At 50.3% G+C, this 24,583-nt stretch carries 25 protein-coding genes and 1 other RNA gene; 13 read left to right on the plus strand and 13 right to left on the minus strand.

Annotated features, from left to right (window positions below; genetic code table 11):
- Window positions 1–423: 423 nt before the first annotated feature.
- Entirely contained in the window at window positions 424–909 is a 486-nt protein-coding gene (locus PBOR_RS12410; RefSeq protein ID WP_042211993.1) for a tetratricopeptide repeat protein, read from the plus strand.
- 203 nt (window positions 910–1,112) lie between these two features.
- Window positions 1,113–1,859: an SAM-dependent methyltransferase gene (locus PBOR_RS12415; RefSeq protein WP_042211995.1), complete on the plus strand. Its 747-nt coding sequence runs from the start codon at window positions 1,113–1,115 to the stop codon at window positions 1,857–1,859.
- Window positions 1,860–2,039: 180 nt separating this feature from the next.
- Here the strand turns inward: PBOR_RS12415 and PBOR_RS12420 are convergent, their stop codons facing one another.
- The 6 genes from PBOR_RS12420 to PBOR_RS12445 form a co-directional block, all read right to left on the minus strand.
- On the minus strand, window positions 2,040–2,882 hold the full coding sequence (locus PBOR_RS12420) for a hypothetical protein (protein ID WP_052429452.1): 843 nt from the start codon (window positions 2,880–2,882) through the stop codon (window positions 2,040–2,042).
- The gene (locus PBOR_RS12425) at window positions 2,866–3,909 is read right to left on the minus strand and encodes a M42 family metallopeptidase (protein ID WP_042211997.1); all 1,044 of its coding nucleotides are present in this window, start codon (window positions 3,907–3,909) and stop codon (window positions 2,866–2,868) included. The genes PBOR_RS12420 and PBOR_RS12425 overlap by 17 nt, the downstream gene beginning before the upstream one ends.
- Before the next feature lie 28 nt (window positions 3,910–3,937).
- Window positions 3,938–4,258: a LapA family protein gene (locus PBOR_RS12430; RefSeq protein WP_042211999.1), complete on the minus strand. Its 321-nt coding sequence runs from the start codon at window positions 4,256–4,258 to the stop codon at window positions 3,938–3,940.
- Window positions 4,259–4,342: 84 nt separating this feature from the next.
- Window positions 4,343–6,133 (minus strand): oligoendopeptidase F, encoded by a 1,791-nt coding sequence (pepF, locus tag PBOR_RS12435; RefSeq protein WP_042212001.1) that lies wholly within the window; start codon window positions 6,131–6,133, stop codon window positions 4,343–4,345.
- A 213-nt stretch (window positions 6,134–6,346) separates the two neighbouring features.
- Entirely contained in the window at window positions 6,347–6,517 is a 171-nt protein-coding gene (locus PBOR_RS37370; protein WP_042212004.1) for a hypothetical protein, read from the minus strand.
- Window positions 6,518–6,523: 6 nt separating this feature from the next.
- Window positions 6,524–6,757: a hypothetical protein gene (locus tag PBOR_RS12445; RefSeq protein WP_036702226.1), complete on the minus strand. Its 234-nt coding sequence runs from the start codon at window positions 6,755–6,757 to the stop codon at window positions 6,524–6,526.
- 172 nt (window positions 6,758–6,929) lie between these two features.
- Here PBOR_RS12445 and PBOR_RS12450 point away from each other — a divergent pair, with 172 nt between their 5' ends.
- Entirely contained in the window at window positions 6,930–7,127 is a 198-nt protein-coding gene (locus PBOR_RS12450; protein ID WP_036725228.1) for a cold shock domain-containing protein, read from the plus strand.
- A gap of 245 nt (window positions 7,128–7,372) precedes the next feature.
- Here the strand turns inward: PBOR_RS12450 and PBOR_RS12455 are convergent, their stop codons facing one another.
- Complete coding sequence (locus PBOR_RS12455; protein ID WP_042212009.1) at window positions 7,373–8,617, minus strand: MFS transporter; 1,245 nt, start codon at window positions 8,615–8,617, stop codon at window positions 7,373–7,375.
- 279 nt (window positions 8,618–8,896) lie between these two features.
- Here PBOR_RS12455 and PBOR_RS12460 point away from each other — a divergent pair, with 279 nt between their 5' ends.
- The 4 genes from PBOR_RS12460 to PBOR_RS12475 all read left to right on the plus strand — a co-directional run bounded on the left by PBOR_RS12460 (window position 8,897) and on the right by PBOR_RS12475 (window position 13,932).
- A complete protein-coding gene (locus PBOR_RS12460) occupies window positions 8,897–9,925 on the plus strand; it encodes a tetraprenyl-beta-curcumene synthase family protein (protein ID WP_042219316.1) in 1,029 nt (342 codons plus the stop codon).
- A 70-nt stretch (window positions 9,926–9,995) separates the two neighbouring features.
- On the plus strand, window positions 9,996–10,967 hold the full coding sequence (gene pfkA / locus PBOR_RS12465; protein ID WP_042212012.1) for a 6-phosphofructokinase: 972 nt from the start codon (window positions 9,996–9,998) through the stop codon (window positions 10,965–10,967).
- 207 nt (window positions 10,968–11,174) lie between these two features.
- The gene (locus tag PBOR_RS12470) at window positions 11,175–13,655 is read left to right on the plus strand and encodes an FAD-dependent oxidoreductase (protein ID WP_042212014.1); all 2,481 of its coding nucleotides are present in this window, start codon (window positions 11,175–11,177) and stop codon (window positions 13,653–13,655) included.
- Window positions 13,656–13,671: 16 nt separating this feature from the next.
- Complete coding sequence (locus PBOR_RS12475; RefSeq protein WP_042212016.1) at window positions 13,672–13,932, plus strand: metal-sensitive transcriptional regulator; 261 nt, start codon at window positions 13,672–13,674, stop codon at window positions 13,930–13,932.
- 77 nt (window positions 13,933–14,009) lie between these two features.
- Here the strand turns inward: PBOR_RS12475 and PBOR_RS12480 are convergent, their stop codons facing one another.
- The 4 genes from PBOR_RS12480 to PBOR_RS12495 form a co-directional block, all read right to left on the minus strand.
- Window positions 14,010–15,365, minus strand: coding sequence for an MATE family efflux transporter (locus tag PBOR_RS12480; RefSeq protein ID WP_042219317.1), 1,356 nt, complete (start codon window positions 15,363–15,365; stop codon window positions 14,010–14,012).
- 146 nt (window positions 15,366–15,511) lie between these two features.
- A complete protein-coding gene (locus PBOR_RS12485) occupies window positions 15,512–16,747 on the minus strand; it encodes a putative glycoside hydrolase (RefSeq protein WP_042212018.1) in 1,236 nt (411 codons plus the stop codon).
- 237 nt (window positions 16,748–16,984) lie between these two features.
- Entirely contained in the window at window positions 16,985–17,173 is a 189-nt protein-coding gene (locus PBOR_RS12490) for a hypothetical protein (RefSeq protein ID WP_171718441.1), read from the minus strand.
- A gap of 178 nt (window positions 17,174–17,351) precedes the next feature.
- Window positions 17,352–18,176: a YitT family protein gene (locus tag PBOR_RS12495; RefSeq protein WP_039299805.1), complete on the minus strand. Its 825-nt coding sequence runs from the start codon at window positions 18,174–18,176 to the stop codon at window positions 17,352–17,354.
- A 319-nt stretch (window positions 18,177–18,495) separates the two neighbouring features.
- Between PBOR_RS12495 and cshA the strand changes: the two genes are divergently transcribed.
- The gene (cshA, locus tag PBOR_RS12500; protein WP_042212021.1) at window positions 18,496–20,154 is read left to right on the plus strand and encodes a degradosome RNA helicase CshA; all 1,659 of its coding nucleotides are present in this window, start codon (window positions 18,496–18,498) and stop codon (window positions 20,152–20,154) included.
- Window positions 20,155–20,269: 115 nt separating this feature from the next.
- Here the strand turns inward: cshA and PBOR_RS12505 are convergent, their stop codons facing one another.
- Entirely contained in the window at window positions 20,270–20,365 is a 96-nt protein-coding gene (locus PBOR_RS12505; RefSeq protein WP_042212023.1) for a hypothetical protein, read from the minus strand.
- Window positions 20,366–20,542: 177 nt separating this feature from the next.
- On the opposite strand from PBOR_RS12505, the gene PBOR_RS12510 reads away from it, so the two are divergent.
- The 3 genes from PBOR_RS12510 (at window position 20,543) to PBOR_RS12515 (ending at window position 22,218) form a co-directional block, all read left to right on the plus strand.
- Window positions 20,543–21,361 carry a YesL family protein gene (locus PBOR_RS12510; RefSeq protein WP_042212025.1) on the plus strand — a complete coding sequence of 273 codons (819 nt, stop codon included), beginning with the start codon at window positions 20,543–20,545 and terminating at the stop codon, window positions 21,359–21,361.
- 104 nt (window positions 21,362–21,465) lie between these two features.
- Window positions 21,466–21,657: non-coding RNA, 6S RNA (gene ssrS, locus PBOR_RS36195), on the plus strand.
- 171 nt (window positions 21,658–21,828) lie between these two features.
- Window positions 21,829–22,218, plus strand: coding sequence for a DUF1499 domain-containing protein (locus PBOR_RS12515; protein ID WP_042212027.1), 390 nt, complete (start codon window positions 21,829–21,831; stop codon window positions 22,216–22,218).
- A gap of 173 nt (window positions 22,219–22,391) precedes the next feature.
- Here the strand turns inward: PBOR_RS12515 and tpx are convergent, their stop codons facing one another.
- Window positions 22,392–22,910, minus strand: coding sequence for a thiol peroxidase (gene tpx / locus PBOR_RS12520; RefSeq protein ID WP_042212029.1), 519 nt, complete (start codon window positions 22,908–22,910; stop codon window positions 22,392–22,394).
- A gap of 113 nt (window positions 22,911–23,023) precedes the next feature.
- Here tpx and PBOR_RS12525 point away from each other — a divergent pair, with 113 nt between their 5' ends.
- Both PBOR_RS12525 and gltC read left to right on the plus strand, forming a co-directional pair.
- Window positions 23,024–23,650 (plus strand): rhomboid family intramembrane serine protease, encoded by a 627-nt coding sequence (locus tag PBOR_RS12525; RefSeq protein WP_042212032.1) that lies wholly within the window; start codon window positions 23,024–23,026, stop codon window positions 23,648–23,650.
- 14 nt (window positions 23,651–23,664) lie between these two features.
- Window positions 23,665–24,582 carry a glutamate biosynthesis transcriptional regulator GltC gene (gene gltC, locus PBOR_RS12530; protein WP_042212034.1) on the plus strand — a complete coding sequence of 306 codons (918 nt, stop codon included), beginning with the start codon at window positions 23,665–23,667 and terminating at the stop codon, window positions 24,580–24,582.
- The last annotated feature ends 1 nt before the right edge of the window (window position 24,583 follow it).

Genomic DNA, 24,583 nt, shown 5'->3' on the forward strand with positions numbered 1-24,583 from the left:
TGAAAATCCTTGATTCGCTGCTTTCTGTGGAAGAGTTCAGTTAACTTGATATAAAATCCTGCCCAAAATACAACATTTCCCTCATCCTATCGGCCCAAATCCACGATTGTTGTATAAAAGGCAGGATTTCACCTTATTCAAGCGTCTTAGCAGAAGGATTGTTGTATTTTATACAACAATCCTTCTGAACACCTGGATATTCATGAATCAAAGTTGCAAAACGTACAACATTTATGTCTACAGTCTTGCTATGAAGCCACTATACGGTCTGCAACGAATCAATTCAATTCGAGGAATTGACGTGTTCCGCCAGTCCCACAGTGGCTGAGCGGTAACTTGTATAGATGGTTATTGGCTAAAGTGCGGTTTATATATGGATGGGTAATCCTATTGGAGTTACATCACAGAAGGAGGACGCTGCCAGTGACAACCATTGATACTGCCATAGCGCTGCGGACCTCCGGTCAGGCAGAGGAAGCGAGAGTCATGCTGCTTCAGCTGCTGTCAGCGGATGACAGCAATGCCGGGCTGAACTATCAGCTGGCCTGGACGCATGATGTGCTGGGCCTGGAACGTGAGGCTGTATCCTATTATGAGCGGAGTCTTGCACTTGGTCTCCCGGATGAGGAGCAGAAAGCCGGGGCGATGCTGGGACTGGGAAGCACGTACCGGACGCTTGGGGCGTACTCACAGTCCCGGGAGATTCTGGAGCAGGGGATGAGAAATTTCCCGCAACGCGCAGAATTCCAAGCATTCCTGGCCATGACGCTGCATAATCTGGGCGATCATTCTGAGGCGATGGAGCTGCTGCTTAAGCTGCTGTCAGAAACCTCTGGCGATGCAGGGATCCAAAGTTACAGCAAAGCCATTATGTTCTATGCAGATAAGCTGGAGCAGGTATGGGATTGAGCTCATTATGAATTTAGCAGACCGGCACCCGGAATTCGGGTGCCGGTCTGTTGTTGCGGTACGATATGTTGGCCGTGTTATGCAACGTATAGAATGAGTATAATCGAGTTTTCCTTTGACCACATGATTGCAAGGTACTACTATAAAATTACAAAATAGGAAAGTGAGTGAGTTTAGTATTACAGCAAACGGAGGTATTCACAATGGACCATAAAAATTCCAGCATTGAATATAAAGGCGATTTCTACGAAGATATCGGAGATTTCATTAAGGACAATTACTTGAATTATGGCTTTACCAAGGGAACAGTACAGGAAGTTGACTTCTTGATTGAACGGATGAATCTACAACCGGATACACGTATTCTGGATATCGGCTGTGGTCCGGGCCGGCATAGCCTGGAGCTTGCCCGTCGCGGAATTCAAACAGTCGGTGTTGATATTTCAGCAGAATTTATCAAATATGCGAATGGGGCAGCCTTGAGCGAAGGGCTAAATGCAGAATTTCTGGCTGCGGATGCCCGCGAACTGGCCTTCATCCAGGAATTTGACGGAGCGATCTGCCTCTGTGAAGGTGCATTTGGTTTAGCCGGCAGTGAGGAGAATCACCGGAAGGTTCTAAGAGGGGTACATCAAGCCCTGCGGTCCGGATCTTTGTTTATTCTCACTGTTATTAATGCTCTTAACGTAGCTCGTAATGTTAATGATGACTCGCTATTCGATGCTTATACCTGCACCAAAGCCGATAAAGAAGTGATTCTTAGTCCAGAGGGCGAAGCTAAAGAGGTATCTATATATACCACCGCTTTTACTTTCAGGGAATTAAAGATGCTTCTGGAAAGTGAAGGATTTGAGGTGGAGGCAGCTTATGGCTGTAGCGCTGGGCATTTTGGGGTCAATCCGCTAAAGGTCGATAGCATGGAAATCATGATGGTCTCACGCCGTAAATAAGGGGGCTGCCACTGCCATCCCAGTGGTTCGTCCGTACCAGGCCGGTTATTCATTAAAAAGAGTGCAGCATCAGCCGTTAATAGGGCTAGTGCTGCACTCTTTGTGTAAGCAGGCAGAGACGATGGAGAATCAGCCGCAGAGGCAGGGTCGCCTTATGTCGCGGCCACGGCTTTCCCGTTGCTACTTGCCGCCCGCCACGGCAATCATCTGCACGACCGGCCGCGAGTCGCCGGTAAGCACCGCCTCGTCAGCGTTCATCTGCGATGAACCGTCTCCGTCGAGGAAGATCCCTTCCCGTCCCCCGCCGGGGACGGTCTGCTGCACGGCGGTGCGGAATTCCTCCGCCGTGCAGAGCGACTTCGTGACAAGCAGCCACAGCTTGCCGGACTGGTCGTAGACCAGCCCGGAGCGCAGGCGCTGCTCGCCCTCGAAGGGAAGATGCTCTGCGGCTGCAGCGGCCGCCCACAGCTCTTCATGCTGCAGGTTCATGCTGATCCCGCCCTGCGCCCAGTAGTTGCCGCGGTCACTCACCGCCAGATCGTCGCCGGAGGCGGCGACCTGTACGCTGAACGCTCCCGCGGCTCCATCCCACACCAGGGTTCCACGCTCGTACTTCGCGTTGAACCATCCGGAGCCGTAGCCCTGCGGTGCGCCGTTCACCGGCACGTCATTCATAATGGCGATGGACAGCAGGTCATCGCCATAGAAGAAGCCGCCATTGATCCCGTAGGCGGCAACTTGGCGCAGCGGCAGCCCTGCGCGCCGCAGCACCACATCCTCCGGCTTCACCGCCATCATATGCAGCTGGACCTTGCCGGGGCTTTCAGCCTCCAGATAAGTGTAGTTATGGGGGAGGCCGTCGAAGACCTCATGCTTGTTTTGCTTCGTCAGCCCGATTACAGCCCAAGTCACCGCAAGGACCGCCAGTACGGTGACTGCTACCCACCGCTTACGCTGCCGCCACAAGCGCTGCTGCCATAGCTGGCGCCCCTCACCAATGCCAGCTTCAGTGCGCCCCAACATAAGCAGCCAATAGCTTAGCTGTATTCAGTACGGCCTGCTTGTGTGTACGCTCCATAGAGTGGGAGGCATGTACGCCCGGGCCGATCAGTGCAGCGCGGATATTATTGCCGCCCCGCAGCGCAGCGGAGGCGTCCGATCCATATTGCGGATAGATATCTACCGCAAAAGAAATCGCCAGTCCATTAGCCAGCTCAATCAGCTTGCTGGTCATGGCATAGTCATAAGGTCCGGACGAATCCTTCGCACAGATGGAGACATCGGTCTCCTTGCAGCTCAGATCATCACCCATAGCGCCCATATCCACAGCGATCATCTCGTTAATCCCGCCCGGAATCCAGGCCGCGCCGTGTCCGACCTCTTCATAATTGGAGATCAGCAGGGACAGGTTGTGGAGCGGCTTCCAGCCTTCGCGCCGGATGCTCTCCAGGAGGCCGAAGATTGCCGCTACACTGGCTTTGTCATCGAGATGACGGGACTTAACATAACCGCTCGGCGTCAATACCGCACGGGCGTCAAAAGAAATGAAATCACCCACAGCAATGCCCAGCTTCAGCACATCATCTTTGGTGGAGACCATTTCATCAATACGGATTTCCATGTTCTCTTCTACGCGTTTGAAATCGCGGGCATCGGCATACACATGCACGGAAGGATGGCTGCTAAGGATTGTACCGGTGTAGGTTAATCCGCTGCGCGTATGAATCGTGCAGTATTCATTCTCGATACTCTGCATGCTGAAACCACCGACAGAGGTCAAGCGCAGGGAGCCGTTTGGTTTAATGGAGCGTACCATGGCGCCCAGCGTATCTACATGAGCGCTGATCCCGATGGTGCGCGAAGGATCAAGTCCGGGAACAGTCAGGATCGCCCCGCCTTTCTCATTCCAGCTGAGCGGAATATTCAGTGCAGCCGCTTCTTCGGCCACAAGAGTCATCACCTGGGCGGTGAAGCCGCTGGGACTGGGGGTATCGAGCAGTTTTTTGAGCAGGGTCAGGATATATTCTTCATTAGGCTGAATGTTAAGCAAGAGATGTTCCTCCTATTCGATGTGTGAATTATAACTGGGCTGATCCTTCAGGAGAGATGGAATCACCCGGAACGGTTAAAGAATCCATGGCATTGCCTGCATCACGGAGCTTGGTAAGCTCTGCGTTCAAGCTTTTAATCTGCTTCTGCAGCTTATACTGGCGGAAAATCCCGTAAGAACCGACAACAACGCCACCGATCAGCGCACAGCCGAGAATGACAAGAATGAGCGGGATGCTGACAAAGTCGAACCCGAAATTAACGGGAACCGTATCCACATTCATTACTGCGAATACTGCAGTCAGCAGAGCGAAAAATAAACCTAATATAAGTGACCATTGAAATTTCATATAGCTTCCTCCTTAGAATGATATGACAATACAAATCCCCTGCCCGCAAGGGCAAGGGATTACTGTAATACTAAGCTTTCTGTCTTACTTGGTCAACTGCTCCATCTGTTCGATCACGCTCTCGAAGACGCTCATTGCTTCACGGATCGGTTCAGGAGAGGACATGTCAACGCCGGCCTTGGTCAGGATATTGATCGAATAATCACTGCCGCCGCTCTTCAGGAAGCCGAGGTAACGGTCGACCGCCGGTTTGCCTTCCTCCAGAATCTGTTTGGCGAAGCTGGTCGCCGCCGAGAAGCCCGTAGCATACTTATAGACATAGAAGCTGTTGTAGAAATGCGGAATCCGTGCCCATTCCATCTCGATATCCTTATCGACTACCATATCCGCGCCGTAATACTTCACATTGAGGTCATAGTAGATGGCTGAGAGATCTTGCGGAGTCAGTGATTCGCCTTCTTCAGCACGCTCATGAATGATCTTCTCGAATTCGGCGAACATCGTTTGCCGGAACACGGTAGTGCGGAACTGGTCTGCATAATAGGTGAGCAGGTACATTTTTTCCTTCGGATCCGTCGACTTGTTCAGCAGATAATCCATCAGCAGGGCTTCGTTAGTGGTTGAAGCAACCTCTGCCAGGAAAATGGTGTACTGGGCATCCCGGTATTTCAGCGTTGTGTCCGAATAGTAGGAGTGGAGGGCATGGCCCATCTCGTGCGCCAGCGTGAACATACTGTTGAGATTGTCGTTATGGTTCAGCAGCACGTAAGGATGGGTGCCGTAAGCTCCCCAGCTGTAGGCGCCGGTGCGTTTGTTCTCATTCTCGTAAACATCGATCCAGCCTTTATCGTATCCGTCCTGCAGCACATTTAAGTAGTCCTCGCCCAGCGGCTTAAGGCCTTCTTTCGTGATCTTCTTGGCTTCTTCAAAAGTAATATCCAGCTTATATTCGTCCACCAGCGGAGCGAACAGGTCATACATATGTAGCTCATCTACCCCAAGCAGCTTCTGGCGCAGCTTCATATAACGGTGCATCAACGGCAGGCTCTCATGGATGGTGTCGATCAGATTAGTGTAGACTTCTTTGGGAATATTGTCGCCGTAGAGGGACATTTCCAGCACTGAAGGATATTTGCGGACACGCGAGTAAAATACATTCTTATTGACATTCGCACTAAGTGTAGCGGCGATAGTATTCTTCTGCTTGCCGTAAGTCTCGTAGACTGCCTTGAACGCATTCTTGCGCACTTCGCGGTCCGGGCTTTCCAGGAACTGAATGTAGCTTCCGTGGGTGAGCTCGACTTCCTGGCCTTCTTCATTCTTGACCTTCGGGAACTTCAGATCCGCATTGTTCAGCATGCCGAATACAGTCTGAGGTGCCTGGGCAAGAGTGCCAACCTGAGCGAGCAGTGCTTCTTCCGCTTTGGAGAGAACATGTGCTTTCTCCCGCTTCATTTCCGTTAAGGTGAAGGTATAGTCAGAGAGTGAAGGATCAGCAATGAACTGGTCCAGTGTTTCGTTAGGCAGGGCGAGAATTTCCGGTGTGACAAAAGATAGAGCTTCACCGGCTTCAACGCCAAGCTTTTTAGCTTTTGAGGAGAGAGCCTGGTACTTAGGGGCAGCCGTATCTTCATCCTGGCGCATATGCGCATAGACATAGAGGCGTTCGGTCAGCAGGGACAGCTTATCGTCCAGCTCGAAGCATTTCTTGAGGGCCTCAGGAGAGTCCAGCTTACCCTGGAAGCCGGCGGCGCTAGTGATTAGCTCCTTCACTTCCTTATATTCGGCATCCCATTGTTCCTCTGAAGCAAACATATCTTCCAGCTTCCAGCGGTTCTCAGCGGGCACTTCACTTCTCTTAGGTAATTGTTCCATAGAAATAATCCTCCTCGGTTGATGGGATGCAGCAGACATTGTCTCTGTTTGCGGCACTGCTGCGGTCACATTCCCCGGCAACAGGCCGAGAGCAAGCAGTAGCGGGAGGGATTTGGACGTAAACGACATGACAGCAGCCTCCTGAGTCTTAAAGTCGGCTTAGTATGCCCTGCCAAATCCTGATTATTAATTCTTAAGTAACGCCGGATAAAGTTATGCGAGCATGCTGTAAATAATGAAGACAAATGCGAGCGCGATCATGATGACTGCTGTTAAGGCCATGCCGCGTTTCAGACGCGGCGGCATCTTGTCCTTGCTCATAACGAGCACGGCACCCAGACACAGTACGACAATCACATAGATTACAAGATTCTCATTGTTCATGCCCGGTTATACCTGTTTGAAGGCAGCGATGATATTCTTGTACTCTTCTTCATTGTCTTTGTATGACTCTTTGTTGAAGCGGTTGTTGACCCACTGCATCATGGCCGGACGGCTCATGAAGGTATGTGTTTCTTCGCCCCATTGATCGGAAATTTCACGGAGGATAATATAACGTCCCTGAACTTCCACTGTCATCATATTCCATTTGTCTGTTTTGTATATTTCATGTTTTTTGATCATTATCATTACCACCCTGGCGATTTTTGGCTTTTGGCTCAATGATAACGCACCGGAGAAGGGAAAAGCAAATTAAATCACGAATACAGGGAAAAGATGGATTGCTTTACAGGTATAGATGGAGTATAATGTAAGCATACGCCATATATGGCGGTATTTTTAGGAGGTTGTTCATTTGAAAGGTACAGTAAAATGGTTTAACGCAGAAAAAGGTTATGGTTTCCTTCAAGTAGAAGGCGGCGAAGATGTATTCGTTCACTTCTCAGCTATTCAAGGCGACGGTTTCAAGACTTTGGATGAAGGCCAAGCGGTTGAATTCGATGTTACTGATGGTAACCGTGGTCCACAAGCAGCGAACGTAGTTAAATTATAAGATACGGTAGGCAGAGCTTCTGCCAGCCGCAATATATATATTTGATGCAGCACGCATTTGCATGAGTAGCAACAAGCAACTTAAGCAGCACACAGTTCTTTCGGGAACTGTGTTTTTTTATTTCTTCTATAGAATGATGAAATAAGAAAGCCATGCTGTTCCCGGGCCCGGGAACAGCATGGCTGATTTTATAATTGCCGGTATACGTAAGAGGACAATCATTATAGCCTGTTACAAAGCAACGCTCAGAGCGGAGTCTTAGCTCTTCTACGGAACGGCCGGTCGGCGCCTCCGCCGACATCCATCAGGTGCTTGGACAGGAAGCCGATGAATGCAAGAACCGAGAACCCGGTAGCGACCATATAGAATACAATCCGGCCGGCATCCTGGTAGATCAGGCCGCCGAAGGTGCCGCTGAGCAGGCCGGCTCCGCTTGACCATACAACCGTGAAGAGTGCCATTCCCGTTGCCCGGAGATGATCGGGGATAATCCGTGTAATATAACGGACAGCAGTTACATAATAGATGCCGAATGAGATGCTGTGCATAGCCTGAATTGCGACTACAGTCCCCGGTTCCTGAGCCAGCGACATGAACAGGAAACGCAAGGCAAACATCAGGCTTGCGAAGGCGAGCAGCGGCAGCTCTTTGAATTTGTCGCCGTATTTGCTCAGCAGGAAGAAGATCGGGATTTCACTAAGAGCTGATGCCAGCAGTGCCCAGCCGATAATCTCGTCACCGGCATGCATTCCCTTGAGGCTGATGGTCAGGAAGGCTTCGTTCATCCGGTAACCGATGGCGAGCAGAAAGACGCAGCTGAAGAACCACAGCACTTCCTTTTGGAACAGGATTTCTTTGAGTCCGCCGCCTTTAAGCGGTTTGACTGGAGTTTCCCCGCTCACAGGTGAAGGTACTGAATCGCTGCGTTTCACGTCCTTCAGCCCGATGGTAATAAGCAGTGCGGTCACGACAATCACAATACAAATGCCTACACTATACTCAGGGCCAAGTGCTCTCAGCACATAACCGATCGTTAGTGCGAAGAAAGAGTACCCGAGTGAACCGAATACACGGATTGCGATGAAGTTCCGCCCGTGACGCTGGGCAATTTTGATCGCCATGGTATCTGCCAGCGGAAATACAGGGTAATAGAAGAAATAGAAAACGGACAAAATAAGCATAACACTTGAGAAGTCTGCCGCTCTGGCCAGAATGATAGCGGTTACCAGCTGGCCTCCGAGCAGGAGTGCCATGATCTTCCGGACCGTACCCAGCCGGTCACTCATCATGCTCCAGAACAGATTGGAGAGAATGGAGATTAACGGGCCGACAGAGTAGAGCAGACCCATCTGCGGACTGCTGAAGCCCAAATGTGAATAGAATAAAGGAAAATAAGATACAACCAGCACACTGGTGCCGTATAGGGTAAACATAAAGGATCGCAGCCAGTTTTGATCGCTATATTGGCCGCCGCTCCGTCCTGCATACATGAACCTGCACTCCTCCGGATATGAAATAAGCCTCAATCTCATATATTTAATGTCGAACGGGTAATAGTATAGCACAAAGCCGCTAAGGCAGGGGTTACGTGGAAAATCGTTTTTCTGAATCTTTCAAGGTTTTGCGAAAGTGATTTTGTTGTTTGTACAAATACGCTCTGCATATTATAATAATGATGATTTGGATAAGGAGACAACAATGTGGAGGCACTGTCATTGAAAGAATTTGAGCAAGGCCGTTACCTTAGTCCGCGCGGTCCCATTGGACTGATGAACAGGGTCTACAAGTACGTGCTGCCGGAAGTACGGGCAAGTCTCGATTTCTGGCGCCAGGATGCAGAAGGGATTCCCGATCCCGAGCTCCGCAAGCAAGCGCTTGCCAGCATTGAAACGAAGCAGTTTCATTGCGAAGGCGGCGGTATTTATGCCGCCGGCAATTTGTCGATGAGACATATACTGATTCCGCTAATTGTTGCTTATCAGACGATCAGTGATTATTTGGACAACCTATGTGACCGCAGTACTTCGCTTGACCCTGCCGATTTCCGGCTGCTGCATCAATCGATGCTTGATGCTATTAACCCCGGGGCGGAGCCGGTGAACTATTATGCGCTGCGCAACGAACAGAATGACGGCGGTTATTTGTACAGGCTGGTCCGCAAATGCCAGGAGATGACTTCCCAGCTTCCTGGTTACGGTGCTGCCGCTGCTGAGATTCATGATCTGGCCGTATTGTACACCGATCTTCAGGTCTATAAGCATATTCGTCCGGAGCTCAGGGAAGCCGCCCTGAAGGAATGGTGGGAGAAAGAAGGCCATCGTGCGCCTCATCTCCAGTGGAATGAGTTTGCCGCCGCAACCGGTTCAACTCTTGGAGTCTTTATGCTTTTTTTGGCCTCATGTGATCCTAAATTGAGCACTTCTTCATCGGCTTCCATTCGTGCTGCTTACTTTCCGCATGTGTGCGGACTGCACATTATGCTGGATTATCTGATTGACCAGGACGAAGACCGGGCCGGCGGTGACCTCAATTTCTGCAATTATTATGACAACACTGATACCATGCTGAATCGGATCGCTTCCATCGTGGAGTGGGCCCGCAAGGATGTCCGGAACCTTCCCGAGACCTCAATGCATCGTATGGTCATCGAGGGGCTCCTGGCACTTTATTTATCCGATCCAAAAGTCAGCGAACAGCGGGAGGTTCGCTCTGTATCCAAACGGCTGATGAGAAAAAGTCCGCTGACCAGACTATTCTTCTTCGTTAACAGCCGCTGGATACGCAAACACATGTATTAGTCGCATCAGATGCCGCCGGGACTCTTTTCAACTCAGTGATCCGGCGCAATTTTAAGGAGGAACAAACAGAATGGCAAACGTAAAAAAAATCGCAGTATTAACCAGTGGAGGAGATTCACAGGGCATGAACGCCGCTGTACGTGCGGTTGTCCGCAGTGCGATCTACTTCGGGATTGAAGTGTTCGGCATTCAGCGCGGGTATCAGGGTCTGCTTAACCGTGACATTTTCCCGATGGATCTGCGCAGTGTGGGTGACATTATCCAGCGCGGAGGTACCATTCTGCAATCTGCACGCTGTCTGGAGTTCCTGAAACCTGAAGGCCAGCAGAGAGGTGCTGACATTCTGAATGAAATGGGCATTGACGGTCTGGTAGTAATCGGCGGCGACGGTTCTTACAAAGGAGCTAACAAACTTAGCAAGCTGGGTATTAACACCATGGCTCTGCCGGGTACCATCGATAATGATATTTCCTTCACAGATTACACGATTGGCTTCGATACAGCCGTAGGCGTTGTTGTAGATGCGATTAACAAACTGCGTGACACCATGTCTTCCCATGAGCGTTCTTCGATCGTGGAAGTTATGGGCCGCCATTGCGGAGACATCGCGCTGCATGCAGGTCTTGCTTCCGGTGCGGAAACCATTCTTGTACCTGAAATGCCTTATGACCTGAATGAAGTTGCTGACCGGATGAAGGACAATTTTGCCCGCGGCAAACGTCACAGTATTGTGATTGTTGCTGAAGGCGTAGGCAAAGGTGAAGATGTGGCACAAGCGCTCAAAGACCGCCATGCTTCTCTGGATGCCCGCGTAACTGTTCTGGGACATATCCAGCGCGGCGGCACACCTACTCCAGGAGACCGTAACCTGGCCAGCCGTCTGGGCGACTTCGCAGTCCGTAAGCTGATTGAAGGCGAATCAGACAAAGCATGCGGAATTATCAAGGGTGAACTGACTCTTACTGATATCGATACCGTAGTAAACACGAAGAAAGATTTCGACACGGATCTGTACGAATTGGCTTCCCGTTTGTCCCAATAGAACTATTTATATCGTTAAGACCCGCCTGGAGACAGGCGGGTTTTTTCTTAACCTGGCCTTTCCAGCACTGAGCCGGAAAGAGGATGGTTTCTTTCATTATGCGGGTGCCTTTTTCACGAGAAGGGCGCTTTTTTTCACTTGACTATATACCCCCACCCGTATATAGTAATACCCCTAGGGGTATGACAACGTGAGGGGGAAATGCAAGTGGGCAGAACTATAGTTATTATTGGCGGAGTAGCAGGAGGAGCATCAGCTGCAGCGCGCTTGAGAAGATTGAATGAGCAAGACCGGATTATTATTGTGGAACGGGGAGAACATGTTTCATTTGCCAACTGTGGACTGCCATATTATATCGGGGAAACCATTGATTCCCGGGATAAGCTGTTTCTGCAGACACCTGCCGGCATAACGGCAAGATTTAATATCGAGGTGAGAGTGTTTACTGAGGCAACAGGAATAGACCGTGAACACAAGTTGGTGCATTGCCGGAATGTAAAGACCGGGGAGGTTGATCAGATTCCATACGACATCATCGTGCTGTCTCCCGGTGCGCGGCCGGTAGTGCCGCCTATTCATGGTATAGCCGATGCACAGAATCTGTTCACACTAAGGAATATTCCTGATACCGACCGTATCAAAGCTTATGTTGATATTTCTCAGCCAGAGCATGCCACGATAATCGGTGCTGGCTTTATCGGACTTGAAATGGCGGAGAATCTGCGGCAGCGGGGTCTTGCAGTAACCGTAATTGACCGGGGAGGGCAAATTCTGAATCCGTTAGATCCGGAAATGGTAAGGCCGCTGGAAGAACATATGCGGCTGCATGGTGTAGAGCTGCGGCTGAACGAGGGTGTAGAGGCTTTTGAACAACAAGGCAGCCTGCTTCGCCTCACTTCCGGTGAAGAGCTAAAGACAGATATGGTGATTATGGCAATTGGAGTCAGCCCTGAGAATGAGCTGGCACGCAGCAGCGGTCTGGAGCTTGGCATCCGGGGAGCCGTTAAAGTGAATGCCTCACTGCAGACCAGTGACCCCGCTATTTATGCCGTCGGGGATGTCATTGAAGTGAAGGACCGCATTCAAGGATTTGATACTATGGTATCCCTGGCTTGGGGAGCGAACCGGCAGGGCCGTCTCGCGGCAGATCATATTAATGGACGCGAGTCTTCTTACAGCGGAGCAATGGGGACGGCGATTATCAAAATCTTTGATTTAACTGCCGCCCTTACCGGAAATAACGAGAAGACGCTTAAGACTCTGGGGGTAGCATACGAAGCTGTGCATATACATCCCAATTCCCATGCCGGATATTATCCCGGTGCTGCTCCGATAGCTATGAAGCTGTTGTTCAATCCGCAGACGGGAGTTATTTATGGAGCACAGGCGGTGGGCAGCAGCGGTGTTGATAAAAGAATTGATGTGATTGCCACAGCAATCCGCGGCAATCTTAAGGCTGACGAGCTGGCCGATATAGAATTGTCTTATGCTCCCCCATTCTCCTCAGCCAAGGACCCCGTAAATATGGCCGGGTATGTTGCTTCCAATATAATGGAGGGACTCGTCCGTAATCTGCAGTGGCATGAGGTGGATGATTTCACACGCAGCGGCGGACTCATTATTGATGTCAGAGATGAAGTAGAGCGGATAGCTGGTTCTATTTCCGGTTCTATAAATATTCCGCTCCCGGAGCTTAGAGACCGGCTCTCCGAAATTCCTTGTAATCAGAAAATTGCCGTGTCCTGCCAGGTAGGGCTAAGAGGATACATTGCCGCGAGAATGTTGAGCCAATACGGTTATCCAGTGAAAAATGTAGATGGCGGATATAAAACCTATGCCGCAATGGCAGAAAGTGAACCGCAAAATTTAGAGAAGCAGGGGACTCTGGCCTCTTCAACAGCTCCCGCTCCGGCCAGTGCTGTAGTTCGCGTGAAAGAACCTAAGGGTGAACAGCGTCTTATACTGGATGCTTGCGGATTGCAATGCCCGGGCCCTATACTTAAAATATACGAAACTATTAAATCGATGGAAACGGGGCAGCAGGTTGAGATTACTGCAACGGATTTTGGTTTTGCTGCTGACATCAGACAGTGGTGCAGCAAGACGCATAATACTCTGGAATCAGTAGATGTATCTGGAGGCAAGGTGAAGGCGCTGGTGCGAAAGGGAGTCAGAAAGGCAGATGCTGATACTCTCCCTGTGCAGAATTTTCAGGTCACTGAAGGCACAACTCTGGTTGTATTCAGCGGTGATCTGGACAAAACCATTGCCTCCTTCATCATTGCTTCAGGCGCCGCCGCGATGGGAAAGCAGGTAACGATGTTTTTTACTTTCTGGGGGCTTAATGTTCTGCGCCGGGGGAAGCCGCCGAAGGTAAAGAAGAGCGTCCTCGACCGGATGTTCGGAATGATGATGCCGCGAGGCACCCGAAAGCTTCCCTTATCAAGAATGAATATGGGCGGGCTGGGCTCTATGCTGATCCGCTATACTATGAAGCGCAAGAATGTGGATTCATTGGAACAGCTGATGCAGGGAGCCCTTGATGCCGGTGTGAAGCTGATGGCTTGCTCGATGAGTATGGACATCATGGGTATTGCCCGGGAAGAATTAATTGACGGGATTGAAATTGGCGGTGTTGCCAGCTATCTTGGTGCCGCGGAGGATTCTGCTGTTAATCTGTTCGTATAGAGGGAGTGAGGAAACCATGGAATATGATAAGGCTATAATCAACAGATTGAAACGAATCGAAGGCCAGGTGCGCGGCGTGCTCGGTATGCTGGAAGAAGGCAAGGATTGCCGGGAGATTGTGACACAGCTGACAGCGATACGAACTGCAGTGGACCGTACTGCTGGTGCGGTGATCGGAGACAACCTGGAACATTGCATCCAGGAAGAACTTGCAAAAGGGAATTCTACTGAGCAAGTAATCAAGGAAGCGGTAGAACTGCTTGTAAAGAGCCGGTAAATTAAAAAACAGCCACAGATTGGAGGATAGTCCTCTAGTCTGCGGCTGTTTTTGCATGTATCTAGCTGTAAATATGCTCAAGCCTTCTCAGGCGCGAATCTTCTTTGCACTCTGACCAGCCGTGCCAGCAGCAGAATGGCTCCGATAGCGAGACCGGTAATCAGGCCGATCCAGTAGCCGTAAGCACCCAGATCCGTATAAGTGGCGAGCAGATAGCCAACCGGAAGACCAATTACCCAGTATGCAATGAAGCAAATGATGAAGGCAGGGGTAACATCCTTATAACCCCGCAGCACGCCCTGGGTCGGTGTGGCGATAGCATCGGAAATTTGGAAGAAGATCGCATAGATCAGGAAATGCTGGATTAGTGAGATTACTTCCGGTTCATCTGAGTACAGCCCGGCAACATGGCTTCCGGCGAACAGCAGCACAAGTGCGGTAAGCAGGGAGAGGACCGCAGCCGTTCCGATGCCCATAATCCCATACTGGCGGGCATCCTTCAGCCGGCCGGAACCGCTCTCGAAGCCGACAAGTATCGTCAGACTCATACAGATGCTCAGCGGAATCATATACAGCGTAGACGCGAAGTTGATCGCTGCCTGGTGGGCTGCAATAGTAACCGTGTCAAAGCGGCTCATAAGCAGGGTAACGGCTGAGAAAACCGCGGTTTCAAAAAAAATCGAGAAGCCGATAGGAACACCGATCTTCAGCAGTTCCTTGAAGCTGCCAAGCGACATGGCATGGAACTTGCGGAACAGCTGCAGGCTTCTGAAAGGCTCGGCACGGTAGATGAAGATCAGGGCAATCAGGAATATTACCCAGTATGTAATGGCTGAGGCTACACCGGCGCCAACTCCGCCAAGGCGGGGGAAGCCAAAGTTACCGAAGATTAGCAGGTAATTGAGTCCCACGTTAACCGGCAGAGCAATCAGTGTGATGAACATCGAGACACGGGTCTGACCCAGTGCGTCAATACAGCTGCGGACTACGGTATAACCGAACAATGGAATGATGCCAAAAGAAATCGCCCGCAGGAACCGGAATGCGATATCGCGTACCTCTGGCTCCAGGTTCATGAAATTGAGTACCGGCGATAAGGCCAATCCGCCCAGAATGAGAACCAGCACCGATACGAGCAAGGAGAGCCACATGCCCTGCATTACCTGATGGGCGACATCCTTATTGCGTCTGCTGCCGATGAGGTGCGAGACAATTGGTGTAATTCCCATCAGGATCCCGCTGAGCCCGGTCTGAATGGGAATCCACAAGCTAGTGCCGATAGCAACACCGGCGAGATCATTCGTGCCGAATTTACCGGACATGTTCGTATCGAAGAAGGTGATGGCTGACAATGCAATCTGTGTAATAAGGATCGGAAGCAGAATGTGCAGAAACTGCCCGGCCTTTTGTTTAATGGATGATGTCTGATTCATAATAATCAATGCCCCGTTATCTATATAGTAGTGTATAAGAATGTACATGCTTAGTTCTCAGTAAAAAACCCGGCAGCTGCCGGGTTCCGGATCGTCTTATGGTGATGTCTTATGGTGATTGGATACATCAGATAATTGCTGTAAGCTTATTGTTCGTAATCCACTTCCGAGGTATAGCGGTTATTGGCGTTCCAGAGCAGGAATTCATCCACGTTCTCGTCCTTCAAGGCGCGGATCTGGTCTTCAACCTGCTTCTTACCGTATTTGACATAATGGCCGCTGCCGAGCCAGCTGGCGGTGAAATCCTGAATCCATGGACGAATTACCGGCTTGTAGCTGCCGAGCGGATCAAGCTTCTTGTGCGTATCGACCATCGAGCCTTTGATTGTAGCATAAGGGTCCTTATCCGGGTCCTTCACATCAAACCAGCCGGTAGAGTAATGGCTCGGATAGACCATCGGGCTGATGACATCCACATTCTTCGATATTTTGACGAAATCCTGGCCAATGCCCTCTGCTGCAGGAACTGAGGCTGCATAACCGAAGATATCAACAGAGACACGGACACCGAGCGGAGCCAGCTCTGCTTTGGCATATTTGACAAAGTCGGCAATAATCTCTACACGCGGTCTGTCGCTTTTGGTATATTTCAATGTATCTGCACGTTTCTCGAAGCCTTCAGGGAAGCGCACATAGTCGAATTGAATTTCCTTGAATCCAAGCTTAGCCGCCTCTTTGGCAATATCCACGTTGTATTTCCACACTGCTTCATTATACGGATTCACGAAGCTGTCTCCGCCCTTATTAGCCCAGACGGAGCCGTCGGAATTTACAAAGGATAATTCCTTGTTCTTCTTAGCCAGTACAGAATCCTTGAAGACAACAATCCGGGCTATGGGATATACGTCATGTTCCTTCAGGCGTGTCATCAGCTTGTTGATATCTCCAATGAACGGCTGGGGATGTCCCATTTGCTGGAGTTCAGCGTTATCCGTTTTGTATGTGATGTATCCGGCGTCGTCCTTGATGTCAATGACCATGGAATTCAGTTCGGTTTTGTCGAGCAGGGCAAGCAGGGTCTCCATACGCGCTCCCCCGGCGCTGTAGGCCGTTACATAAATCCCTTTAACCTTAGGTGCATCTGGCTGCGGATCGGTATGAAGTACTGTCTCTGGTGTTGCGCTTGGTGAAGGTGCCGGTGCTGCAGTGCCGCCAGCACCATTCGGTGAAGTCGCTGTTGCCTCTGGATTCGTAGTGTGTTCTGCGACGATGGGGGGATTCATGGCGCTCTGCAGTGCTGCTGCCACATCAGCGTCGTGGCCGTTATTCGGCACTCCAACGCCTCCCAGGGCCATCATCAGTAATGCCCAGGTGATGTTCATTTCATTTTCGCTCCCTTTATGTACATTCCCTTAAAGTATAAAGTAACGGGTGCACTCAAAAAGAACAGACTTGTAACAATACCCGTAATTTTTGGTGTCATAAAAACCGCTCTTGTTGTTTATAAACGGGATGTACAGATTTTGAACCGCTGAATTAAAAAGTAAATGCCGCCCGGATCCGGCACGAAGGCCGAATCCGAAGCGGCAACTATCAAAACTTGCTCTAAAGCAGCTTACTTAGTGAAGATACGCAGAATTCTGATGCTCGCAAATGCTGTAATGGATGATATCCATGGCATCTGCCGGTTCCAGAATACTCAGACCGTCACGCAGAACGATTACAGAGTTAAGTTCGTCCTGCTTCAGAAACGGTATCATATCGGGATACCACCTCATGACGATTGCTGACAGTTTTACCGTTTCCATTTCCACAAAAATCACCCTTTCCTTTTTCGAATCGAACTGAATTTGAATTCAGGGTCCACCCGGAAAAACGAAGTGCCTGGAAAAAAGAGGGGTAAATCACAATCTTCATGAAATTGATAAGGGTCCTGCGTGGTACTAATATATCACAATTTTAAAATATGCGCATTTTTTTCAGGGCCTATCTTTTGCGGAAGGACCCCATCACCCCGACCGTCTCAACGATGTTCACGAAAGCCTGCGGGTCGCTTGTTTTGATGATCCGTTTAAGCTCTGCGAGTTCGTACCGAGTGGTCACTGTCATTAGCATGTCCCGTTCCACATGAGAATAAGCACCTTCCGTCTTAATCTTTGTGACGCCGCGCTGCAGTCCCAGCAATTGCTGCAGAAGCTCATCCGTCCGGGTTGTTACTATATAGACAGTGACCTTGATGTGGCTGACATGAATCAGATCCACGACCTTGCCGCTCACATAAATGGAAACCATGGATGCAAGTGCCAGGTTCCAGTTGTTATCGAAATAAGCTGCGGCCAGAATAACGAGCCCGTTAAGGCCGACCAGGACATTGCCAATCGGGAAATCGCGGTAACGAGTAATAATCGAGCCCAGAATATCAAATCCGCCGGACGAGCCGCCTACACGGAAAGACACTCCGGCCCCGACACCTACAAGCACCCCTCCGAAGACGGAAGCCAGCAGCATGTCCGAGGATACCTGATGCACCGGCACCAGGGTCATCAGCCAGGTTGTGGCTCCGACAGAGAGGATACTGAGGATAATGAACCTCCGTCCGAGCTGGAACCAGCCGGCGGCAAGCAGCGGCACATTGAAGAGTAAATACAGCAGGCTGATATTAAATGGAGTGAAGTAACCGACCAGCATGGCCAGGCCCGATACTCCTCCACTGAGCAGTCTGTGCGGGATCAGGAACAGATTAAAGCCGCAGGCAATCATCGCAGAACCGAAGATTACGGCCAGATAACTCCCGAATAGTCTGAGTTTCAACAAACAAATTCACCTCTATGTTTAATGTAAGTAATGAAAGAAAGGAATGTACTGGTATTCCTGATCGGGTTTGTGATATAATGTATAGGATATTCTTGAGTAGGACGTTACAATGGTATTTTTGCATTGCTTAGAATGCGAAGTTACAGTTGTCAGGTATATGTAGTGGCCTGATCATAGGACAGCTTTTTTGTCCCAATACGCGCTAAACCATGCAGGAAATACGGCATGATTGGACAGCCTATAAATGTGTTTACCGCTACTTAAGAATACAGACAAGCATGTGGAATGTCCACTGTATAGAAGGAGCATGAATAATTTGAAAACATTCGCAGAATTCGGCTTGGAGCCAAAAGTGCTACAGGCAATCACTGAACTAGGATTTGAGGAAGCAACACCCATTCAGGAGCAAGCTATTCCGCTTGCAATGGCCGGATCGGATCTAATCGGCCAGGCACAGACGGGTACAGGTAAGACCGCTGCTTTCGGGATTCCCCTCATTTCCAAGATCGCCCGGGAAGAAGAAAAAATCGTTGCACTGATTATGACGCCTACACGCGAGCTTGCTATCCAAGTAGCAGAAGAAATTGGCAAATTGACCCGCTTCAAGGGACTTCGTTCACTGGCTATCTATGGCGGGCAGGATATCGGCCGTCAAATCCGCGGACTTAAGAAGAAACCTCAGATCATTATTGGTACTCCTGGACGTCTCCTGGATCATATCAACCGCAAAACCATCCGTCTTGATGATGTACAGACCATTGTACTTGATGAAGCTGATGAAATGCTGGATATGGGATTCATGGAGGATATCCAGACGATCCTCAAGCTCGTTCCGGAAGAACGTCAGACGATGCTCTTCTCGGCTACTATGCCTCCTAACATTCAACGTCTTGCCCAGCAGTTCCTGAAGAATCCACAGCATGTATCCGTAATTCCTAAGCAAATCAGCGCACCGCTAATCGATCAGGCTTATATTGAAGTTCCTGAACGCCAGAAGTTCGAAGCACTCAGCCGTTTGATTGATATGGAGTCCCCTGATCTGGCTATCGTCTTCGGCCGTACCAAACGCCGGGTAGACGAGCTTGCTGAAGGATTGCAGAAACGCGGATATTCCGCTGATGGCCTGCATGGTGACTTGTCGCAGAACCAGCGCGATGCTGTAATGCGCAAATTCCGCGACGGCAGTATTGATGTACTGGTTGCTACAGACGTTGCAGCCCGCGGTCTGGACGTTTCCGGTGTAACTCATGTAATCAACTTCGACCTTCCGCAGGATCCGGAAAGCTATGTACACCGTATCGGCCGTACCGGCCGTGCCGGTAAAGAAGGAACAGCATGGTCCTTCGTAACTCCTCGCGAAATGGATCACCTGCACCTGATCGAACGTGTTACCCGTCACCGCATTACCCGTAAACCGCTTCCTACTATGGCTGAGGCTATTGAAGGCAAACAACGCATTACGGCAGAACGTCTGCTGGCAATGGTTGAGGACGGCGGCGAACTGAACGAATACAAAGGTATTGCCATTCAATTGCTGGAGCAATATGATTCTGTACAGCTGCTGTCCGCAGCTATGAAGCTTCTTACCGGCGATAACAAGGATGCGCAAATCGAGCTGACTCCTGAAGATCCGATCCGCGCGAAACGCCGCGGAGGCAAGAACGATATCCGCAGCGGACGCAAGCCTAACGGCGGCGGCTATGGCGGCAACCGTACAGGCTCCGGAACTGGCAGCAGCAGTGGCGGCGGCTATCGCGGTAACCGTGATAATGCCAGCAGCGGCGGAAGCACCCGTGGCGGCTACAGCAGCGGCTATGGCAGCAACAGCGGCAGCAGCTACGGCGGCGGCTACAAAGGCAACCGTGATGCGGGAGCAGGACGCGATGGCGGTGCAAGCCGCAGTGCGGACCGCAAACCATCGCCGCGCCCAAGCAGCACAAGCGCCCGTCCGGCTAAACAGGATTACGACGTTTAAGCATTGCGTTTGACATAGGAAGAAGACGAGCGACCGCTAGCGGTTCTCGTCTTCTTTTTTTGCAGAGATAAGAATTTATATGCTTCGCGCAATACATTATCCTTATCATACATGTTTAGATAAAAGTGCGGGTAATGATGACGAGCAGAATGAACAGAACGAGAATCGTACCGGTGGAAGTCCAAGGATTGTAGCATCCAGGTGCGGACATAGGGTTAACCTCCTTTGAACAGTGGTTATTGTGGTTACGATTCTAATATATGGACGGATCTCGGAGCTTGCATAGACGCTTACCTATAACTTGTAAACTTGGGCGCTGGAAAAGTCCGGGTCAAATAGGGTATAGTTAAGATACGCAGTATGCGCTAGATAGACAGGAGGAAGGGAATTGGAGTTTAAGGGAGCAATGGGCGGTTTATACCGCATCACGGAATGGATATCACGTATTGCCTTCAGTAATATTTTGTGGGCACTGTGTTCGGTTCCGTTTCTGTTCGCAGGAATTATGAAGATGATTATGCTGGGTTCGGAAGCAGGCGGGCCGAATGAGCAGATCACGCTCAACTGGGTACTTGGCGTACTCGCGCCATTCACTGTATTTCCCGCTACGGCGGCGCTGTTTACAGTAGTGCGCAAATGGGTTATGGGCAACACGGATGTAAGCACGTTCCGGACTTTTTTTCAGGGGTACAAAGAGAATTATTTCAAAAGCATGCTTGGAGGGGTGATCTACACCCTGCTGTTCGTGATCATGTACGTTGATGTTACCGTATACATGACACAGATGGCCAATCTCAAAATCGTCGGTATATTAATGCTCGTGCTGATGATTATTTTGTTCGTTTCCATGTTCAATTTCTTCTCGATCGTGGTTCATTACCAGATGACCTTCAAGGAAGTGGTGACCAACTCCATTCTGTTGACCATCGCCCGGCCGATCCGTGTATTCTCAACACTTATTGGTTCAGCGGTTCTTCTCTATATAGGTCTGCGGTATCCGGTGCTCTACGCTCTTTGTATTCCTACATTTGTTGCTATGCTGGCCTTCTTTAACTTCTATGCAACTTACAACAAGCTGCAGCTGCAGGTGGAGAAGAAGAAGCTGGCTGAGGAGCAGGCGGCGCTGGAAGCTGCTGAGAATGAAGGCATGCCTTCTGATGAGGATGAAGAGGAAGAGGAAGAGGGCATCAACCTCAAGAAGAGTTAACATCCCGTTAACTGAAAGACGTATAATTATGACGGAAATTTATTCCGGTGTTAATTAAAGCGCATACAGGTTTACTTTTTCGTTAAAACGCAATATAATATTAATAAATCCTGCGATGTTCGTTATGGTTGCTCGTTGTTTTGAACCAATGATAATGTCTTGGGAGATCTACATGAAGCGCGGCTGAACAGCCCTGTCTATACGACCTGGGGAATTCAAAAACGACTTCTGCGGTCACCCACCTGCTATAGCAGGTTCAGAAGACACTGCAGCCGGACGGCATAGGCGGGTTTTCCACTGTTTTTGACAAGGCACCCTGTTACCTGCTCACCTGCAGGAATAGGGTGCCTTTTATGGTGTGTGTTTGGGTTATTAACCCTGGGAAAGTGCGCTATGCTCTTTTGTTCCGGCGATAAGAGTGTTACACTTAGGGTAGTGAACTTGGGATTTAAAGAGGGGGAAGAATTTTGTCGTTGAAAAGAACCTTGGTCGGTTTATTTCGCAGTCATGACGGAACAAGCGACCGTGCAAAAGATCCGGCACTCAAAACGCGTTATTACACTCTTTCAAAAGACAAGGCGTGGGACGAAGTATCCGCAACGCTGAAGAAGATTCCTGGATTCAAGGTACTTCATGAAGTACAGTCTGTAGGGGAGATCACCCTGGAGAAGAGAACGGCATTCGGCCGCACACTGGATATCACCGTATCTGTGCTGAGTACCTCGCCGGTACGCTGTGCCGTAGATATGTATTCCGCATCCAGAGGATCGCTCGGCGATTTGGGTGCCAATTACCGTGTCATTCAGCGTTTGTACCAGTCGCTGGATAAGAAGCTGGGCAAATATAAGGCTGATTAAGAGCAAACTTCACTTTTTTGTTCAGAGAATGTATGCGGTTTCTAAGCGCGGTACAGGCCGTGCTAGGCATTAATAAATATGGATCATCATACGCAAAAAGCGGGAGAAGGATGACCTTCTGCCGCTTTTTTTTCTAAGACCGATATTTATAAGTGGGATATCGTTCGCGGCGGTTACAGCAGTGCCCGGACAGCTGAGATGGCAGCTTCATAATCGGGATGCTCCGCCATTTCGCCGAGATATTCGACATAAGCCAGCTTGTCATCCTTGTCCACAACGAAAATGGACCGCATATCCAGACGGAATTCCTTGATCAGTACGCCGTAGGCTTGTCCGAATGAGGTTTCCTTGTGGTCGGAGAGCGTAATTACACTGTCAATGCCTGCAGCGCCGCACCAGCGTGCCTGGGCGAAAGGCAGGTCTGTACTGATGGTGAGAATAACTACGTCATCGCCGAGTCCGGCAGCCTCGCTGTTGAAGCGGCGGGTCTGTGCATCGCACACACCGGTATCGAGGGAAGGCACAACGCTGATCAGCTTTATTTTGCCGGCATAATCACCGAGTGAAGCATCTTCCAGCAGATTCTTGCTTACCACGAATGCTGGTGCGGAATCTCCTGCCTTCAGTTCAGGTCCTACGAGAGTAATGGGATTGCCTTTAAAAGTAGCTACGCCTGTTCTTTCTTGCGTCATGTCCTTGTTTCCTCCTTGAATTGCAATATTGGATTGTTACTGCCACAATAAATTATAATCTTTTTAGAAGCTGAATGTCGAGCCGGACAAACATACATAAAAGGATGGGTGCTATGATTTTCATACGATACGAGAAGTGGAAAAGTTATCTCCGGTATTACCCGGTAACCTGTTTACTGATTCTGGCTAATGTAGTTATGTTTATTGTGCTGTCGCTGAACGGCGGATCGACAAATCTGCAAACCCTCGTCAAGTTCGGGGCAACGGTAAATGTCGGCCCGGAAAAAGAGGAACTGTGGCGCTACGCTGCGGCCATGTTCCTGCACAACGGGTTTGCGCATCTGTTCTTTAACTGTTTCGCCCTGCTGGTCTTTGCGCCTCCCCTGGAGCGTCTGATGGGCTGGTGGCGGTATGTGCTGCTGTATCTGGCGGGCGGGTTCCTGGCGAATCTGCTGGGAGTTGCCATCAGCGGCCGCGGAGTGGTTGAGATCGGGATTGTCTCTGTAGGCGCCTCAGGCGCCATCTACGCGATTTATGGCGCGTTCCTCTACATTGCGCTTCTGCAAAGAACATTGATGGATGAGGGCTCGCGCAAGACGCTGTACGGCCTCCTGGTCATGGGGATTATTATGTCCTTTGCTACGCCGCATGTAGACTACATGGCCCATATCGGCGGCCTGATAGCCGGGTTCTTCATTTACGGGCTTATGATCCGCGTATTCAAAAGAAAAGGGAGATAAGAGAGGGTGGAGACGTGGAGCTTAGACAGCTGCAGTATTTTCTAAAAGTTGCCCAAAAGGAACATGTCACCAGAGCGGCGGAAGAGCTGCATGTCGCGCAATCTGCAGTAAGCCGCCAGATCCATCAGCTTGAGCAGGAACTGGGTGTAGATCTGTTCATGCAGAAGGGGAGGAACCTGCAGCTTACTCCCGTCGGACAGCTCTTTTGCAAAAGAGTGGAATCATTGCTAAACGAGCTGGACCGTTCCGTGGCGGAGGTTCATGAATTCCTTGATCCGGAGCGCGGGGAGATCCGCATCGGATTTCCGCACAGTCTGGGGACCCATCTCATTCCTTCTATAGTTGCGGAATTCCGCCGGCATTATCCCCATGTCAAATTCCGCTTTAAGCAGGGCGCATATCCTTCGTTAATCAAGGATGTTATTTCGGGTGAGGTGGACCTGGCGTTCATTTCTCCATTTCCGGAGAATGACGGGCATGTGGCCGGAGATATTGTAATGACTGAAGAGCTGTTCGCCATTCTTCCGCAGAATCATCCGCTGGCCGGAGAGGAAGTAATCCGGCTGGAGCAGCTGCGTGAAGAGAAATTCGTATTGTTCAGCCAAGGCTACTCGCTGCGGCCGATAGTATGGCAAGCATGTCTGCAGGCGGGCTTTAAGCCGCAGATTGCTTTTGAAGGCGGGGAGACAGATACTATCCGCGGTCTGGTGGCCGCCGGGATGGGAGTGAGTCTGCTGCCCGAGATGGCGCTCTACCAGACCAATCCGATGCAGCCGGCGCAGGTCCGGGTCGTTGAACCGTCGGTTACAAGAACGGTGGGACTGATTCACCGGGCGGACGGGAAGCTTCCGCTGGTGGCCCGTTCGTTCCGTACCTTCCTGCTAACCTATTTCAAGGACAGACAGCAAAACAATACCCCGGTCGGCTCATAGC

This window comes from Paenibacillus borealis, assembly GCF_000758665.1.
In the GTDB taxonomy this organism is placed as follows: Bacteria; Bacillota; Bacilli; order Paenibacillales; family Paenibacillaceae; genus Paenibacillus_AQ; species Paenibacillus_AQ borealis.

Excerpts from the sequence above, each read along its gene's own strand:
- PBOR_RS12525 (WP_042212032.1), top strand. The coding sequence starts at position 23,024 with ATGATTTTCATACGATACGAGAAGTGGAAAAGTTATCTCCGGTATTAC.
- pepF (WP_042212001.1), bottom strand. The coding sequence starts at position 6,133 with ATGGAACAATTACCTAAGAGAAGTGAAGTGCCCGCTGAGAACCGCTGG.
- PBOR_RS12430 (WP_042211999.1), bottom strand. The coding sequence starts at position 4,258 with ATGAAATTTCAATGGTCACTTATATTAGGTTTATTTTTCGCTCTGCTG.
- PBOR_RS37370 (WP_042212004.1), bottom strand. The coding sequence starts at position 6,517 with ATGAACAATGAGAATCTTGTAATCTATGTGATTGTCGTACTGTGTCTG.
- PBOR_RS12420 (WP_052429452.1), bottom strand. The coding sequence starts at position 2,882 with ATGTTGGGGCGCACTGAAGCTGGCATTGGTGAGGGGCGCCAGCTATGG.
- PBOR_RS12480 (WP_042219317.1), bottom strand. The coding sequence starts at position 15,365 with ATGAATCAGACATCATCCATTAAACAAAAGGCCGGGCAGTTTCTGCAC.
- PBOR_RS12485 (WP_042212018.1), bottom strand. The coding sequence starts at position 16,747 with ATGAACATCACCTGGGCATTACTGATGATGGCCCTGGGAGGCGTTGGA.
- PBOR_RS12505 (WP_042212023.1), bottom strand. The coding sequence starts at position 20,365 with ATGTCCGCACCTGGATGCTACAATCCTTGGACTTCCACCGGTACGATT.
- PBOR_RS12490 (WP_171718441.1), bottom strand. The coding sequence starts at position 17,173 with ATGGAAACGGTAAAACTGTCAGCAATCGTCATGAGGTGGTATCCCGAT.
- PBOR_RS12455 (WP_042212009.1), bottom strand. The coding sequence starts at position 8,617 with ATGTATGCAGGACGGAGCGGCGGCCAATATAGCGATCAAAACTGGCTG.
- PBOR_RS12460 (WP_042219316.1), top strand. The coding sequence starts at position 8,897 with ATGAACAGGGTCTACAAGTACGTGCTGCCGGAAGTACGGGCAAGTCTC.
- pfkA (WP_042212012.1), top strand. The coding sequence starts at position 9,996 with ATGGCAAACGTAAAAAAAATCGCAGTATTAACCAGTGGAGGAGATTCA.
- PBOR_RS12445 (WP_036702226.1), bottom strand. The coding sequence starts at position 6,757 with ATGATCAAAAAACATGAAATATACAAAACAGACAAATGGAATATGATG.
- tpx (WP_042212029.1), bottom strand. The coding sequence starts at position 22,910 with ATGACGCAAGAAAGAACAGGCGTAGCTACTTTTAAAGGCAATCCCATT.
- PBOR_RS12475 (WP_042212016.1), top strand. The coding sequence starts at position 13,672 with ATGGAATATGATAAGGCTATAATCAACAGATTGAAACGAATCGAAGGC.
- PBOR_RS12415 (WP_042211995.1), top strand. The coding sequence starts at position 1,113 with ATGGACCATAAAAATTCCAGCATTGAATATAAAGGCGATTTCTACGAA.